Genomic DNA, 15,454 nt, shown 5'->3' with positions numbered 1-15,454 from the left:
CCGGCGTCGCCGGTGATCACCGAGGCCTCCCGAGATCCACACGACAGCGGCGACACCTGCTCAACTTCACCGCACGCCCTGGGGACGCGCTCCATCGAAGTAGCCGCGGCCTTCGCACCGGGAGAGTCGTCACAGTACGGTCCCCGCGCCCCCGCGGCCACCGGTTTCGCCCCGCACGGCCCGGGTGGGAGGCACCGGACAGGCCCGCTCGGCACACACAGGACGGGCCCGGACCTCCCCGAAGGGAGAGCCGGGCCCGTGCCGGGAAGCGGAGCCGGGGCCTACAGGCCCGCGGCCTTCTTCAGCGCGTCCACGCGGTCCGTGCGCTCCCAGGTGAAGTCGGGCAGCTCACGGCCGAAGTGGCCGTAGGCGGCCGTCTGGGCGTAGATCGGACGCAGCAGGTCGAGGTCGCGGATGATGGCGGCCGGACGCAGGTCGAAGACCTCGTCGATCGCCTTCTCGATCTTCTCCGGCTCGACCTTGTGGGTGCCGAAGGTCTCGACGAAGAGACCGACGGGCTCGGCCTTGCCGATCGCGTAGGCGACCTGGACCTCGCAGCGGGAGGCGAGCCCCGCGGCGACGACGTTCTTGGCGACCCAGCGCATCGCGTAGGCGGCCGAGCGGTCGACCTTGGACGGGTCCTTGCCGGAGAAGGCGCCGCCGCCGTGGCGGGCGAAGCCGCCGTAGGTGTCGATGATGATCTTGCGGCCGGTGAGGCCGGCGTCGCCCATCGGGCCGCCGATCTCGAAGCGGCCGGTCGGGTTGACCAGCAGGCGGTAGCCCTCGGTCTCCAGCTTGATGCCGTCGTCGAGGAGGGCCTTCAGCTCCGGCTCCACGACGAACTCGCGGATGTCCGGGGTCAGCAGCGAGTCCAGGTCGATGTCGCTGGCGTGCTGCGAGGAGACGACGACCGTGTCCAGGCGGACCGCCTTGTCGCCGTCGTACTCGATGGTGACCTGGGTCTTGCCGTCGGGGCGCAGGTAGGGGATGGCGCCGTTCTTGCGGACCTCGGACAGCCGCTTCGACAGGCGGTGCGCCAGGAAGATCGGCAGCGGCATCAGGGTGGGCGTCTCGTCGCTGGCGTAGCCGAACATCAGGCCCTGGTCGCCGGCGCCCTGCTTGTCGAGCTCGTCGTCGTCGCCCTCGACCCGCGACTCGTAGGCCGTGTCGACGCCCTGCGCGATGTCCGGGGACTGCGAACCGATCGACACCGAGACGCCGCAGGAGGCGCCGTCGAAGCCCTTCTTCGAGGAGTCGTAGCCGATCTCGAGGATCTTCTCGCGCACGAGCTGCGGGATCGGCGCGTAGGCCTTGGTGGTGACCTCTCCGGCCACGTGCACCAGACCGGTGGTGATCAGGGTCTCGACCGCGACCCGGGAGGTCGGGTCCTCGCGCAGAAGCGCGTCGAGAATGGTGTCGCTGATCTGGTCAGCGATCTTGTCGGGGTGACCCTCGGTCACAGACTCCGAAGTGAACAGGCGACGGGACACAACGCTCCCTGGGGTTGCAGCGGCTGCTGGCTGATCATTGGCGGACGGACAGGGCTGCGCCTGATGTCGTCCGAGAACAGTTTATCGGTCGCGCTCGGTCATGGCCCCACTGTCTCGCCTCTCGGAAGGGCTGTGACCTGCGGCACGGGGCATTCTGCCCAATGCCGCTCGAGCTTGGCCAGGGGCGCCACGCCCGAATGTGCGGGCCCGGCGTGATCCCCGAGGTGAGGGAAACATTCACCCCAGGCGTTGCGCCACAAGGTCCCATACGGTTTCGGCCAGGGCCTCTTTCGGGCCGTACGGCACGGCCGTCTCGGTTCCGTCGGCGCCCAGTACCACAGCCTCGTTCTCCTCGGAGCCGAAAGTCTTGCGTTCCCCCACCTCGTTCACCACGAGCAGGTCACAGCCCTTGCGCTGCAGCTTGGTGCGGCCGTTGGCGAGGACGTCGTCGGTCTCGGCGGCGAAGCCGACGACCACCTGGCCGGGCCGTGCGCGATCGGCGGAGATCTCCGCGAGGATGTCCGGATTCCGTACGAGGACGATGGGTTCCGGTTCCTGGCCGTCCTTCTTCTTGATTTTTCCGGTCGCGTAGGCCTGGGGGCGGAAGTCGGCGACCGCGGCGGCCATCACGACCGCGTCCGCGTCCGGGGCCGCCTTGAGCACGGCCTCGCGCAGCTGGACGGCCGTGCCGACCTGGACGACGTCCACACCCGCCGGGTCGGGCAGGCCGGTGTTCGCGGCGACCAGGGTGACCCGGGCGCCGCGGGCCGCGGCCGTGCGGGCGAGGGCGTAGCCCTGCTTGCCCGAGGAACGGTTGCCGAGGAAGCGCACCGGGTCGAGGGGTTCGCGGGTGCCCCCGGCGCTGACCACGACATGGCGGCCGGCGAGATCCGGCCGCGCGGCACCGCGGGCGAGCACACGGCGGCAGACCTCGAAGATCTCGGCCGGGTCGGGCAGCCGGCCCTTGCCGGTGTCCACACCGGTCAGGCGCCCCACAGCGGGTTCGATCACGACGGCGCCGCGGCGGCGCAGCGTGGCCACGTTCTCCTGGGTGGCCGGGTGCTCCCACATCTCCGTGTGCATGGCGGGGGCGAAGACCACGGGGCAGCGCGCGGTGAGGAGCGTGTTGGTGAGCAGGTCGTCCGCGAGTCCGTGGGCGGCCTTGGCGAGCATGTCGGCCGTGGCGGGGGCGACGACCACCAGGTCGGCGTGCTGGCCGATGCGGACGTGCGGGACCTGGTCGACGTCGTCCCAGACCTCGGTCGAGACGGGGTGGCCGGAGAGCGCGGACCAGGTCGCGGCGCCGACGAAGTGCAGCGCGGAGGCGGTGGGCACGACCCGGACGTCATGCCCCGACTCCGTCAGTCTTCGCAGCAGCTCGCAGGCCTTGTAGGCGGCGATGCCACCGCTGACCCCCAGTACGACCTTCGGCTTGTCCACCGTCGCTCCCCTCCGCTCGCTCGCGTGCGCCGGTGACGGGCGCACGCCTCCATCACACACCACAGGCCCGGCAGTCGCGCTGCCGGGCCTGTGGAAAAACCAGCCGCAAGCTGGAAATGCTACTTACGCCGGGCCCTCGATGGCCTCGGACGTCAGCAGTCCCGCGTTGATCTCGCGCAGGCTGATCGAGAGCGGCTTCTCGTGGACGTGGGTGTCGACGAGCGGACCGACGTACTCGAGGAGGCCCTCGCCGAGCTGCGAGTAGTACGCGTTGATCTGGCGGGCCCGCTTGGCCGCGTAGATCACGAGGCTGTACTTCGAGTCCGTGGCCTCGAGAAGCTCGTCGATCGGCGGGTTGATGATGCCCTCGGGCGCGGAGATGGAAGAGGACACGCTCTACCTTCCGATGGTGGGGAAAAGGTCGGTCATGGTCACACGCTCGTGATCACACGACATCCATCAAGGCTAGCAGCTCCCGTGCCACGTCCTTGACAGAGGTGTTGACCAGGGTCTCGTCGAACTCCGGCTCCGCCGCCAGTTCGATCTTCGCCGCGTCCAGGCGGCGCTCGATGACCTCCGGCGGCTCGGTGCCGCGGCCGGTGAGCCGGCGCACCAGTTCGTCCCAGGAGGGCGGGGCCAGGAACACCAGCTGGGCCTCGGGCATGGACTCGCGGACCTGCCGGGCGCCCTGGAGGTCGATCTCCAGGAGGACCGGGACACCGGACTCCAGGTGCTCCAGCACGGCCGCGCGGGGCGTGCCGTAGCGGTTGCCCGCGAACTCGGCCCACTCCAGCAGTTCGCCGTTGGCGATCAGCTTGTCCATCTCGTCGTCGCTGACGAAGAAGTAGTGGACGCCGTGCTTCTCCCCCGGGCGGGGCTTGCGGGTCGTCGCCGACACCGACAGCCACACCTCGGGATGTTCCTTGCGCATATGAGCGACGACCGTGCTCTTACCGACCCCGGAGGGGCCGGAGAGCACGGTCAGCCGCGGACGTACGTCCGGGGGCTCGGGGGTCGTCCCCCGGAATGTTGCAGCCATGCAGCGATTATTCCAGCAATCCCGGGGTGCCCGGAACGTCAGTCCCGGACCACCCGGCACTCAGGAGCCGGTGCTGCCGAACTCGCGCTCAAGGGAGGCGATCTGGTTGGACCCGAGGCCACGCACGCGGCGGCTCTCGGAGATGCCGAGTCGCTCCATGATCTGCTTGGCGCGGACCTTGCCCACGCCCGGCAGGGACTCCAGCAGGGCGGAAACCTTCATCTTGCCGATGACGTCGTTTTCCTGACCCTGCTTGATGACCTCGTGAAGGGAGGCGCCGGAGTGCTTGAGTCGATTCTTGACCTCGGCCCGCTCCCGGCGAGCCGCGGCGGCCTTTTCGAGCGCGGCTGCGCGCTGTTCGGGGGTAAGGGGCGGAAGAGCCACGCCTACGTCACCTCGGATGTCGAACTGTCGGATACGGACCGGTGAGGAACCTAGTCGCCCCACACCTAGGGAGTTACGAGCAACACGCTGCGCCCGTTCACTCTGCTCGGAGACTAGCGGCCAACTCCGTCCGAGTCAGCGAGAACAGAGGAAAAGTCCTGGTCAGCCTCCATCAGGACTGGACATTTCAGACATATTGCCCCGGATTTGAGAATGTATCCAGCCTCAAGTCGACCTGGAAGGCTGTCGGCGGCGGCCTCCGGGTGCCTCAGACGGCCGCGACAACCGCCTCGATCTCCCGCGCGAACCGGTCCGCGGCGGCACGCAGCGCGCCCGCGTCGGGACCGTGACGAAGCACACCCCTGCTGACGTTGGGCACGACGTTGCGCACCGCCACGCCGAACACCTCGGGAAGGTCGGCCGGCGTCGCACCCTGGGCGCCGATGCCGGGCGCGAGGAGCGGACCGTGGATGTCGAGGTCGTACGACGACAGGTCGCCCAGCGTGGCGCCGACGACCGCCCCGAAGGACCCCAGCGGCTCCTCCCCCGCGTTCTCGGCCGCCAGGTGGGCCAGCATCGTCGCGCCGACCGTGCGGCCGTCCGCGCGCACCGCGTGCTGCACCTCGCCGCCCTCCGGGTTGGAGGTCAGGGCGAGCACGAACAGACCCGCGCCGTTCTCGCGCGCCAGGGCGACGGCCGGGGCCAGCGACCCGTAGCCGAGGTAGGGCGAGACGGTCAGCGCGTCCGAGAACAGCGGGGCGTCCTTGTGCAGGAAGGACTCGGCGTAGGCGGCCATGGTGGAGCCGATGTCGCCGCGCTTGGCGTCCATGACGACCAGCGCACCGGCCGCCCGCGCCTCCTCGACCGTCTTCTCCAGCACGGCCACCCCGCGTGAGCCGAAGCGCTCGAAGAACGCGCTCTGCGGCTTCAGGACGGCGACCCGGTCGGCCGTCGCCTCGACGACCGTGCGGCTGAACCGCTCCAGACCGGCCACGTCGTCGTTCAGGCCCCACTCGGCCAGCAGGGAGGCGTGCGGGTCGATGCCCACGCACAGCGGCCCGCGCTCGTCCATGGCGCGGCGCAGCCGGGCACCGAAGGGTTCCAGAGAGCTCATGCGGCCTTCCTGACGTCGGCACCGACCGCGTCGGCGAGAGTGGGGTAGGGGCTGGTGCGCAGGCGCGCGGCGAGCCCCTTGTGCAGGGCGCGGGCCCAGAAGGGGCCCTCGTAGATGAAGGCGCTGTAGCCCTGGACCAGGGTGGCGCCCGCGAGGATGCGCTGCCAGGCGTCCTCGGCGTTCTCGATGCCGCCGACGCCCACCAGGGTGATCCGGTCGCCCACGCGCGCGTAGAGGCGGCGCAGCACCTCCAGCGAGCGTTCCTTCAGCGGCGCGCCGGACAGTCCGCCGGTCTCCTGGACCAGGGCCGGCGAGGAGGTCAGACCGAGTCCCTCGCGCGCGATGGTGGTGTTGGTGGCGATGATCCCGTCCAGGCCGAGCTCGACGGCCAGGTCGGCGACGGCGTCGACGTCCTCGTCGGCGAGGTCCGGGGCGATCTTCACCAGCAGCGGGACCCGGCGGTCGGTCACCGCGCGGTCCGCGGCCTCGCGCACCGCGCCGAGCAGCGGGCGCAGCGCCTCGGTGGCCTGGAGGTTGCGCAGGCCGGGCGTGTTCGGGGAGGAGACGTTGACGACCAGGTAGTCGGCGTACGGCGCCAGCCGCTCGGCCGACTTCACGTAGTCGCCGACGGCCTCCGTCTCGGGGACTGCCTTCGTCTTGCCGATGTTCACGCCCACGACGGTCCTGAACACGGGCGTCCGTGCGGCCAGCCGGGCCGCGACCGCGAGCGAGCCCTCGTTGTTGAAGCCCATGCGGTTGATCAGCGCCCGGTCCGGGACCAGGCGGAACAGCCGCTTCTTGGGGTTGCCGGGCTGTGCCTCCCCGGTCACCGTGCCGATCTCGATGTGGTCGAAGCCGAGCATCGCCATGCCGTCGATCGCGATGGCGTTCTTGTCGAAGCCGGCCGCGAGCCCGAAGGGGCCGTGCATGCGCAGCCCGAAGGCCTCGGTGCGCAGCTCCCGGTGGCGGGGCGCGAGCGCGGCGGCCAGGAAGGTGCGCAGGACGGGGACGCGCGCCGCGAGCCGGATCCAGCGGAAGGCCAGGTAGTGGGCCTGCTCGGGGTCCATGCGCCGGAAGACCAGATGGAAGAAGAGTTTGTACATCTCGGAAGTCCTCGAGTCCTCGGGGGTCCTCATGACGGGGGCCATGACGTGGGGGGCCGTCATGAAGAGGGGGACACCGTTTCCGGTGTCCCCCTCGGAGCTGCTAGTCGCGCGCCGCGGTCAGGTGCTGCGCGTGTTCCTGGAGCGAGCGGACGCCCACGTCGCCGTGGTTGAGCGCGTCGATGCCCTGGACGGCGGCGGCGAGCGCCTGGACCGTCGTCAGGCACGGCACGGCGCGGGCGACGGCGGCCGTACGGATCTCGTAGCCGTCGAGCCGGCCGCCGGTGCCGTACGGGGTGTTGACGATGAGGTCGACCTCGCCGTCGTGGATGAGCTGCACGATGGTGCGCTCGCCGTTCGGTCCGGTGCCCTCGGACTGCTTGCGCACCACCGTGGCGTTCAGGCCGTTGCGCTTGAGGACCTCGGCCGTGCCGGAGGTGGCGAGCAGCTCGAAGCCGTGGGCGACCAGCTCGCGCGCCGGGAAGATCATCGAACGCTTGTCGCGGTTGGCGACCGAGATGAACGCGCGGCCCTTGGTGGGCAGCGGCCCGTACGCGCCCGACTGCGACTTGGCGTACGCCGTGCCGAAGACGGAGTCGATGCCCATGACCTCGCCGGTGGAGCGCATCTCGGGGCCGAGGACGGTGTCCACACCGCGGCCGGAGGTGTCCCGGAAGCGGCTCCAGGGCATCACGGCCTCCTTGACGGAGATCGGCGCGTCCAGCGGCAGCTCGCCGCCGTCGCCGTTGGCCGGCAGCAGGCCCTCGGCGCGCAGCTCGGCGACGGTGGCGCCCAGCGAGATCCGCGCGGCGGCCTTGGCCAGCGGCACCGCGGTCGCCTTCGAGGTGAAGGGGACGGTGCGCGAGGCGCGCGGGTTGGCCTCCAGGACGTAGAGGATGTCGCCCGCCATCGCGAACTGGATGTTGATCAGTCCGCGGACGCCCACCCCGCGCGCGATGGCCTCGGTCGAGGCGCGCAGACGCTTGATGTCGAAGCCGCCCAGGGTGATCGGCGGCAGGGCGCACGCCGAGTCGCCGGAGTGGATGCCGGCCTCCTCGATGTGCTCCATGACACCGCCGAGGTAGAGCTCGTGGCCGTCGTAGAGGGCGTCGACGTCGATCTCGATGGCGTCGTCGAGGAAGCGGTCGACCAGGACCGGCCGGGTGGGGCTGATCTCGGTCGACTCGGCGATGTAGGACGACAGCCGGGTCTCGTCGTAGACGATCTCCATGCCGCGGCCGCCCAGGACGTACGACGGGCGCACCAGGACCGGGTAGCCGATCTCGTCCGCGATGGCCTTGGCCTCGTCGAAGGTGGTGGCGGTGCCGTGCTTCGGGGCCGGCAGCCCGGCCTCGGCGAGCACCCGCCCGAAGGCGCCCCGGTCCTCGGCCGCGTGGATGGCCTCGGGGGAGGTGCCCACGACCGGCACGCCGTTGTCCTTCAGGGCCTGCGCCAGGCCGAGCGGGGTCTGGCCGCCGAGCTGGACCACGACGCCCGCGATCGGGCCGGCCAGCGACTCGGCGTGCACGATCTCCAGCACGTCCTCCAGGGTGAGCGGCTCGAAGTACAGCCGGTCGGAGGTGTCGTAGTCGGTGGAGACGGTCTCCGGGTTGCAGTTGACCATCACGGTCTCGTACCCGGCGTCGCTCAGCGCGAAGGAGGCGTGGACGCAGGAATAGTCGAACTCGATGCCCTGGCCGATGCGGTTCGGGCCGGAGCCCAGGATGATCACCGCGGGCTTCTCGCGCGGCGCGACCTCGCTCTCCTCGTCGTAGGAGGAGTAGAAGTACGGCGTCTTCGCCGCGAACTCGGCGGCACAGGTGTCGACGGTCTTGTACACCGGGCGGATGCCCAGGGCGTGCCGCACCTCGCGCACGACGTCCTCGCGCAGCCCGCGGATCTCGCCGATCTGCTGGTCGGAGAAGCCGTGCCGCTTGGCCTCGGCGAGCAGGTCGACGTCCAGGCGCTCGGCCGCGGCGAGCTCGTCGGCCGTCTCCTTGATGAGGAAGAGCTGGTCGACGAACCAGGGGTCGATCTTCGTGTGCTCGAAGACCTCCTCGGGCGTGGCGCCCGCGCGGATGGCCTGCATGACCGTGTTGATCCGGCCGTCGGTGGGCCGTACGGCCTCGCGCAGCAGCTCGTCCTTGTCGCCGGGCTCGCCGGTGAACGTGAACTGGCTGCCCTTCTTCTCCAGCGAGCGCAGCGCCTTCTGGAGGGCCTCGGTGAAGTTGCGGCCGATGGCCATGGCCTCGCCGACCGACTTCATGGTGGTGGTGAGGGTGGAGTCGGCCGAGGGGAACTTCTCGAAGGCGAAGCGCGGGGCCTTGACGACCACGTAGTCGAGCGTCGGCTCGAAGGAGGCCGGGGTCTCCTGGGTGATGTCGTTGGGGATCTCGTCGAGGGTGTAGCCGACGGCGAGCTTGGCGGCGATCTTGGCGATCGGGAAGCCGGTCGCCTTGGAGGCGAGCGCCGAGGACCGCGACACGCGCGGGTTCATCTCGATGACGATGACGCGGCCGTCGACCGGGTTCACCGCGAACTGGATGTTGCAGCCGCCGGTGTCGACGCCGACCTCGCGGATCACGGCGATACCGATGTCGCGCAGGATCTGGTACTCGCGGTCGGTGAGGGTCATCGAGGGTGCCACGGTGATGGAGTCACCGGTGTGCACGCCCATCGGGTCGAAGTTCTCGATGGAGCACACGACGACGACGTTGTCGTGCTTGTCGCGCATCAGCTCCAGCTCGTACTCCTTCCAGCCGAGGATGGACTCCTCCAGGAGCACCTCGGTGGTCGGGGAGAGCGTCAGGCCCTGGCCCGCGATGCGGCGCAGCTCCTCCTCGTCGTGCGCGAAGCCGGAGCCGGCGCCACCCATCGTGAAGGAGGGGCGGACCACGACCGGGTAGCCGCCGAGCGTGTCGACGCCGGCGAGGACGTCGTCCATGGAGTGGCAGATGACCGAGCGGGCGGACTCGCCGTGGCCGATGTTGCGGTTGACCTCCTCGACGACCTGCTTGAACTGCTCACGGTCCTCGCCCTTGTGGATGGCCTCGACGTTGGCGCCGATCAGCTCGACGCCGTACTTCTCCAGGACGCCGTTCTCGTGCAGCGAGATCGCCGTGTTCAGGGCCGTCTGGCCGCCCAGGGTGGGCAGCAGCGCGTCGGGGCGCTCCTTGGCGATGATCTTCTCGACGAACTCGGGGGTGATCGGCTCGACGTAGGTGGCGTCGGCGATCTCCGGGTCGGTCATGATCGTCGCCGGGTTGGAGTTGACCAGGACGACGCGCAGGCCCTCGGCGCGCAGGATGCGGCACGCCTGGGTGCCGGAGTAGTCGAACTCGGCTGCCTGGCCGATGACGATCGGGCCGGAGCCGATGACCAGGACGGACTGGATATCGGTGCGCTTAGGCACGCTGGCCCTCCATCGGGACTGTGCTCATCAAAGACGTGAAGCGGTCGAACAGGTAGGCGGCGTCGTGGGGTCCCGCTGCCGCTTCGGGGTGGTACTGGACGGAGAAGCCCGGCTGGTCGAGCAGCTGCAGGCCCTCCACCACGTCGTCGTTCAGGCAGACGTGGGAGACCTCGACGCGGCCGAAGGGCGTCTCGGTGACCCGGTCGAGCGGCGCGTCCACGGCGAAGCCGTGGTTGTGCGCGGTGACCTCGACCTTGCCGGTCGTACGGTCCTGGACCGGCTGGTTGATGCCGCGGTGGCCGTACTTCAGCTTGTAGGTGCCGAAGCCGAGGGCGCGGCCGAGGATCTGGTTGCCGAAGCAGATGCCGAACAGCGGCGTCCTGCGCTTCAGGACGGCCGTCATCAGCGCGACAGGGCCGTCGGCGGTCGCCGGGTCGCCGGGTCCGTTGGAGAAGAACACGCCGTCGGGGGCGATGGCGTAGATGTCGTCCTCGGTCGCCGTGGCGGGCAGCACGTGCACCTCGATGCCGCGCTCGGCCATGCGGTACGGGGTCATGCCCTTGATGCCGAGGTCGATGGCGGCGACGGTGAACTTCTTCTCGCCGACCGCCGGGACGACGTAGGCCTCCTTGGTGGCGACCTCCTCGTACAGGCTCGCGCCCTTCATGTGCGGCTGGGCCTGCACGCGCGCGAGGAGCTCGGCGTGGGGTGCGATCGCGTCGCCGGAGAAGATCCCGGCCCGCATGGAGCCGCCCTCGCGCAGATGGCGGGTGAGGGCGCGGGTGTCGATGCCGGAGATGCCGACGACGCCCTGATCGACGAGTTCCTCGTCGAGGGAGCGGCTGGCGCGCCAGTTGGAGGGCACACGCGCGGGGTCGCGGACGACGTAGCCGGAGACCCAGATGCGGCTGGACTCGTCGTCCTCGTCGTTCCAGCCGGTGTTGCCGATCTGCGGGGCGGTGGCGACGACGATCTGCCGGTCGTACGACGGGTCGGTGAGGGTCTCCTGGTAGCCGGTCATGCCGGTGGAGAACACCGCCTCGCCGAAGGTCTCCCCCACGGCCCCGTAGGCGCGGCCGCGAAAGACCCGGCCGTCCTCCAGGACGAGTACGGCGGGAGTCCTGGCGGCTCCCCTGGTGGAGGTGGTCATCGTGCGCCTTCCGTTGTTTCCGTCTTTTCGATCATCGCGTTGATGGCGTCGACCCACTCGTTGTGCTCGGCCGCCCGGTCGGAGCGGAAGCCGGAGTCGATCAGCCGGTCGCCGTGGGCCCAGGTCACGACCAGCAGGCCGCCCTCGGTGAGCACCTTGCCCGCGATGCCCTTGTCGAGCCGGGCCTCGCGCAGTGCCTGGCGCGGGACGAAGAAGTCGTCCGCGCCGGGGCGTACGACGTCCAGGCCCGCGTCGGTCAGTGCGAGCTCGGCCCGGCTGCGGGTGCCCAGGCCGCGCGCCACGATGCGGTCCAGCCACTGCCCGGCCGTGGTGGAGCCGTGGTAGCGGCCGCTCATGCCCAGTCTCACCGGACCGGGCTCTTCCGGCGCGGTGGGCAGCTCGGGCAGGTCGCCCTGGAGGGTGCCGCGCCACTTCCAGCCCTCGCGCATCAGCCAGTAGACGAGCGCGACGAAGAGGGCGAGTCCGACGAGCCAGCCGATGCGCGCGGCCCAGTCGGTGACCTCGGCCGATTTCTTCTCGGCGGCCAGCAGGATTACAGGTGTCACGTGAGCTTCCCGTCGACGAGGGTGGCCTTGCCCCGCAGCCAGGTGTGCGTCACACGGCCCGGCAGCTCGCGGCCCTCGTAGGGAGTGTTGCGGCTGCGCGAGGCGAAGCGCGCGGGGTCCACCGGTCCACGGTATTGCGTGTCCACCAGGACGAGGTTCGCGGGCTCACCTGCCGAGACAGGTCGTCCATGGCCGGAGGCCTGTCCGATCTGCGCCGGCCTGACCGACATCCGGTCGGCGACGCCCGCCCAGTCGAGCAGCCCGGTGTCGACCATCGTCTCCTGGACCACCGACAGCGCGGTCTCCAGGCCGACCATGCCCATGGCGGCCGCGGCCCACTCGCAGTCCTTGTCCTCGTGCGGGTGCGGGGCGTGGTCGGTGGCGACGATGTCGATCGTGCCGTCGGCGAGCGCTTCGCGCAGCGCCATGACGTCCCGCTCGGTGCGCAGGGGCGGGTTGACCTTGTAGACCGGGTTGTACGAGCGCACCAGCTCGTCGGTGAGGAGCAGGTGGTGCGGGGTGACCTCGGCGGTGACGTCGATGCCGCGGGACTTGGCCCAGCGGACGATCTCGACGGAGCCGGCGGTCGACAGGTGGCAGATGTGGACGCGGGAGCCGACGTGCTCGGCCAGCAGGACGTCCCGGGCGATGATCGACTCCTCGGCCACCGCGGGCCAGCCGCCCAGGCCGAGTTCGGCGGAGACGACGCCCTCGTTCATCTGGGCGCCCTCGGTCAGCCGCGGCTCCTGCGCGTGCTGGGCGACCACGCCGCCGAAGGCCTTCACGTACTCCAGCGCCCGGCGCATGATCACGGCGTCGTCGACGCACTTGCCGTCGTCGGAGAAGACGGTGACGCCGGCGGCGGACTCGTGCATGGCGCCGAGCTCGGCGAGCTTCTTGCCCTCCAGGCCGACGGTGACGGCGCCGATCGGCTGCACGTCGCAGTAGCCGTGCTCCTGGCCGAGCCGGTAGACCTGCTCGACCACACCGGCGGTGTCGGCGACCGGGAAGGTGTTGGCCATGGCGAACACGGCCGTGTAGCCGCCGGAGGCAGCGGCGCGGGTGCCGGTCAGCACGGTCTCGGAGTCCTCGCGGCCCGGCTCGCGCAGATGGGTGTGCAGGTCGACCAGGCCCGGCAGCAGTACCTTGCCGCCGGCCTCGACGACCTCGGCGCCCTCGGCGTCGAGTCCGGTGCCGACGGCGGCGATCGTCGCGCCGTCGATCAGCACGTCCTGGGGCTCGCCGCCGAGCACCTTCGCACCACGGATCAGGATCTTGCTCATCGTCTTACTTCTCCTCGGTGGTGCGGGCTTGGGTGCCGGCGGGCTCGTTGCCGCCGAGCAGCAGGTAGAGGACCGCCATGCGGATGGAGACGCCGTTGGCGACCTGCTCGACGACCGTGCAGCGCTCGGAGTCGGCGACCTCGGCGGTGATCTCCATGCCGCGGACCATCGGGCCGGGATGCATCACGATCGCGTGCTCGGGCATCTTCGCCATGCGGTCGCCGTCCAGCCCGTAGCGCCGCGAGTACTCGCGCTCGGTCGGGAAGAAGGCGGCGTTCATGCGCTCGCGCTGGACGCGCAGCATCATCACGGCGTCGGACTTGGGCAGCGTGCTGTCGAGGTCGTAGGCGACCTCGCAGGGCCAGGTCTCCACGCCCACCGGCACCAGGGTGGGCGGCGCGACCAGGGTGACCTCGGCGCCGAGGGTGTGCAGCAGGTCGACGTTGGAGCGGGCGACCCGGCTGTGCAGGACGTCGCCGACGATGGTGATCCGCTTGCCGGCCAGGTCCTGGCCGAGGCCGGCGTCGCGGCCGACGAGCCGGCGGCGCATGGTGAACGCGTCCAGCAGGGCCTGCGTGGGGTGCTGGTGGGTGCCGTCGCCCGCGTTGATCACGGCGGCGTCGATCCAGCCGGAGGTGGCCAGACGGTAGGGGGCGCCGGAGGCGCCGTGCCGGATGACCACGGCGTCGACGCCCATGGCCTCCAGGGTCTGTGCGGTGTCCTTCAGGGACTCGCCCTTCGAGACGCTCGACCCCTTGGCGGTGAAGTTGATGACGTCCGCCGAGAGGCGCTTCTCGGCGGCCTCGAAGGAGATCCGGGTGCGGGTCGAGTCCTCGAAGAAGAGGTTGACGATCGTGCGGCCGCGCAGGGTCGGCAGCTTCTTGATCGGCCGGTCGGCCACCCGGGCCATCTCCTCGGCGGTGTCGAGGATCAGGACGGCGTCGTCGCGGGTGAGGTCGGCGGCCGAGATGAGATGACGCTGCATCTTTCAGGCTCCGTAAGGCAGTTCAGGCGGGGAGGCGGGTCCGGGGGTGTCCCCCGGAGCGGCGCGGCGGGCGTGCGCGGGCACACGGGCAGGACGTACGTCGCCGACGTACGCCCCCCGTGTGACTACTGCTCGCCCGGGACGGTCCGCTTCGCGCCGAGCAGCACGGTGTCGCGACCGTCCTCCTCGGCGAGCTGGACCTTGACCGTCTCCCGCAGCGACGTGGGGAGGTTCTTGCCGACGTAGTCGGCGCGGATGGGCAGCTCGCGGTGGCCGCGGTCGACGAGGACCGCGAGCTGGACCGCGCGGGGGCGCCCGATGTCGTTCAGGGCGTCGAGGGCGGCGCGGATCGTGCGGCCGGAGAAGAGCACGTCGTCGACCAGGACGACGAGGCGGCCGTCGATCCCGTCACCGGGGATCTCGGTGCGGGCCAGCGCACGCGGCGGGTGCATACGCAGGTCGTCGCGGTACATCGTGATGTCGAGCGAGCCGACCGGGATCTTGCGGTCGGTGATCTCCGCGAGCTTGTCGGCGAGCCGCCGGGCGAGGAAGACGCCCCGGGTCGGGATGCCGAGGAGCACCACGTCGTCGGCGCCCTTGGCACGTTCGACGATCTCGTGGGCGATGCGGGTCAGTACCCGCGCGATGTCCGGGCCCTCGAGTACGGGCCGCGCATCGGGCAATGATGTGTCCATACGAAACGGACCTCCTTCTCCGCCTCACGGGACGGACCTTAAAGGACGTCGGGATTGCGCCATCCACGTTAGCAGGCCGACGCGACCGTCCCGATCACCCCCTTGGCGCAATCGGTCGCCGCCTTCCGCGAAGCGTCGGTGTGGACCATTCGGCTTGACGCAGGAGAATCACGCTGCGTAACCTCACAGTGAGTTACCAACTGCGTGGCGGGAATCAACGCCGGCCGCGTCGACCCAGTGCCGGGGAGCCATATGTCCAGCGAATACGCCAAACAGCTCGGGGCCAAGCTCCGGGCCATCCGCACCCAGCAGGGCCTTTCCCTCCACGGTGTCGAGGAGAAGTCCCAGGGACGCTGGAAGGCGGTCGTGGTCGGTTCGTACGAGCGCGGTGACCGTGCCGTGACCGTACAGCGTCTTGCCGAACTGGCGGATTTCTACGGCGTTCCCGTACAGGAGCTGCTTCCGGGCACGACCCCTGGCGGCGCCGCCGAGCCGCCGCCGAAGCTGGTGCTCGACCTGGAGCGCCTCGCCCACGTGCCGGTCGAGAAGGCCGGCCCGCTCCAGCGGTACGCGGCCACGATCCAGTCGCAGCGCGGTGACTACAACGGCAAGGTGCTCTCGATCCGCCAGGACGACCTGCGCACCCTCGCCGTCATCTACGACCAGTCGCCCTCGGTGCTCACCGAGCAGCTGATCAACTGGGGTGTCCTGGACGCGGACGCGCGCCGCGCGGTCGCCCACGAGGACAACTGAGCAAGCACCGTCTCAGCAGAAACGTGCCGCCGGGGTGGCC

14 protein-coding genes are annotated in these 15,454 nt (G+C 70.4%); 1 reads left to right on the top strand and 13 read right to left on the bottom strand.

Features of this window, described 5'->3' with window-relative positions:
* Nucleotides 1–281: 281 nt before the first annotated feature.
* The 13 genes from metK to pyrR form a co-directional block, all read right to left on the bottom strand.
* Entirely contained in the window at nt 282–1,490 is a 1,209-nt protein-coding gene (metK, locus tag ABT085_RS13670) for a methionine adenosyltransferase (protein ID WP_162469547.1), read from the bottom strand.
* 237 nt (nt 1,491–1,727) lie between these two features.
* Nucleotides 1,728–2,930, bottom strand: a complete 1,203-nt coding sequence (coaBC, locus tag ABT085_RS13665; protein ID WP_351605898.1) for a bifunctional phosphopantothenoylcysteine decarboxylase/phosphopantothenate--cysteine ligase CoaBC — start codon at nt 2,928–2,930, stop codon at nt 1,728–1,730.
* A gap of 123 nt (nt 2,931–3,053) precedes the next feature.
* Complete coding sequence (rpoZ, locus tag ABT085_RS13660; RefSeq protein WP_030785847.1) at nt 3,054–3,323, bottom strand: DNA-directed RNA polymerase subunit omega; 270 nt, start codon at nt 3,321–3,323, stop codon at nt 3,054–3,056.
* A 52-nt stretch (nt 3,324–3,375) separates the two neighbouring features.
* Nucleotides 3,376–3,969 carry a guanylate kinase gene (gmk, locus tag ABT085_RS13655; RefSeq protein WP_351605895.1) on the bottom strand — a complete coding sequence of 198 codons (594 nt, stop codon included), beginning with the start codon at nt 3,967–3,969 and terminating at the stop codon, nt 3,376–3,378.
* A gap of 60 nt (nt 3,970–4,029) precedes the next feature.
* Complete coding sequence (locus ABT085_RS13650) at nt 4,030–4,353, bottom strand: integration host factor (RefSeq protein ID WP_003977346.1); 324 nt, start codon at nt 4,351–4,353, stop codon at nt 4,030–4,032.
* A 268-nt stretch (nt 4,354–4,621) separates the two neighbouring features.
* Nucleotides 4,622–5,467 carry an orotidine-5'-phosphate decarboxylase gene (gene pyrF, locus ABT085_RS13645; RefSeq protein ID WP_351605892.1) on the bottom strand — a complete coding sequence of 282 codons (846 nt, stop codon included), beginning with the start codon at nt 5,465–5,467 and terminating at the stop codon, nt 4,622–4,624.
* Nucleotides 5,464–6,570 carry a quinone-dependent dihydroorotate dehydrogenase gene (locus tag ABT085_RS13640; RefSeq protein WP_351605890.1) on the bottom strand — a complete coding sequence of 369 codons (1,107 nt, stop codon included), beginning with the start codon at nt 6,568–6,570 and terminating at the stop codon, nt 5,464–5,466. Before ABT085_RS13640 ends, pyrF begins: the two co-directional genes overlap by 4 nt.
* A gap of 103 nt (nt 6,571–6,673) precedes the next feature.
* A complete protein-coding gene (gene carB / locus ABT085_RS13635) occupies nt 6,674–9,982 on the bottom strand; it encodes a carbamoyl-phosphate synthase large subunit (RefSeq protein WP_351605888.1) in 3,309 nt (1,102 codons plus the stop codon).
* The gene (carA, locus tag ABT085_RS13630; RefSeq protein ID WP_351605885.1) at nt 9,975–11,132 is read right to left on the bottom strand and encodes a glutamine-hydrolyzing carbamoyl-phosphate synthase small subunit; all 1,158 of its coding nucleotides are present in this window, start codon (nt 11,130–11,132) and stop codon (nt 9,975–9,977) included. The genes carB and carA overlap by 8 nt, the downstream gene beginning before the upstream one ends.
* A complete protein-coding gene (locus ABT085_RS13625) occupies nt 11,129–11,698 on the bottom strand; it encodes a PH-like domain-containing protein (protein ID WP_351605883.1) in 570 nt (189 codons plus the stop codon). Before ABT085_RS13625 ends, carA begins: the two co-directional genes overlap by 4 nt.
* Nucleotides 11,695–12,981 carry a dihydroorotase gene (locus ABT085_RS13620; RefSeq protein ID WP_351605880.1) on the bottom strand — a complete coding sequence of 429 codons (1,287 nt, stop codon included), beginning with the start codon at nt 12,979–12,981 and terminating at the stop codon, nt 11,695–11,697. The genes ABT085_RS13625 and ABT085_RS13620 overlap by 4 nt, the downstream gene beginning before the upstream one ends.
* A 4-nt stretch (nt 12,982–12,985) precedes the next feature.
* Nucleotides 12,986–13,966 (bottom strand): aspartate carbamoyltransferase catalytic subunit, encoded by a 981-nt coding sequence (locus ABT085_RS13615; RefSeq protein ID WP_351605877.1) that lies wholly within the window; start codon nt 13,964–13,966, stop codon nt 12,986–12,988.
* Between the two features lie 125 nt (nt 13,967–14,091).
* Entirely contained in the window at nt 14,092–14,661 is a 570-nt protein-coding gene (pyrR, locus tag ABT085_RS13610) for a bifunctional pyr operon transcriptional regulator/uracil phosphoribosyltransferase PyrR (RefSeq protein ID WP_351605875.1), read from the bottom strand.
* A gap of 252 nt (nt 14,662–14,913) precedes the next feature.
* Between pyrR and bldD the strand changes: the two genes are divergently transcribed.
* Nucleotides 14,914–15,414, top strand: coding sequence for a transcriptional regulator BldD (bldD, locus tag ABT085_RS13605; RefSeq protein WP_152893850.1), 501 nt, complete (start codon nt 14,914–14,916; stop codon nt 15,412–15,414).
* Nucleotides 15,415–15,454 lie beyond the last annotated feature (40 nt).

Source organism: Streptomyces sp. NPDC002265 (assembly GCF_040296125.1).
Lineage (GTDB): Bacteria > Actinomycetota > Actinomycetes > Streptomycetales > Streptomycetaceae > Streptomyces.
This window is presented reverse-complemented; position numbering and strand designations above follow the sequence as displayed.

What these genes read in the sequence shown, in the direction of transcription:
- gmk (WP_351605895.1), bottom strand. Translation starts at nt 3,969, where the DNA reads ATGGCTGCAACATTCCGGGGGACGACCCCCGAGCCCCCGGACGTACGT.
- pyrF (WP_351605892.1), bottom strand. Translation starts at nt 5,467, where the DNA reads ATGAGCTCTCTGGAACCCTTCGGTGCCCGGCTGCGCCGCGCCATGGAC.
- ABT085_RS13640 (WP_351605890.1), bottom strand. Translation starts at nt 6,570, where the DNA reads ATGTACAAACTCTTCTTCCATCTGGTCTTCCGGCGCATGGACCCCGAG.
- carA (WP_351605885.1), bottom strand. Translation starts at nt 11,132, where the DNA reads ATGACCACCTCCACCAGGGGAGCCGCCAGGACTCCCGCCGTACTCGTC.
- ABT085_RS13620 (WP_351605880.1), bottom strand. Translation starts at nt 12,981, where the DNA reads ATGAGCAAGATCCTGATCCGTGGTGCGAAGGTGCTCGGCGGCGAGCCC.
- ABT085_RS13615 (WP_351605877.1), bottom strand. Translation starts at nt 13,966, where the DNA reads ATGCAGCGTCATCTCATCTCGGCCGCCGACCTCACCCGCGACGACGCC.
- pyrR (WP_351605875.1), bottom strand. Translation starts at nt 14,661, where the DNA reads ATGGACACATCATTGCCCGATGCGCGGCCCGTACTCGAGGGCCCGGAC.
- bldD (WP_152893850.1), top strand. Translation starts at nt 14,914, where the DNA reads ATGTCCAGCGAATACGCCAAACAGCTCGGGGCCAAGCTCCGGGCCATC.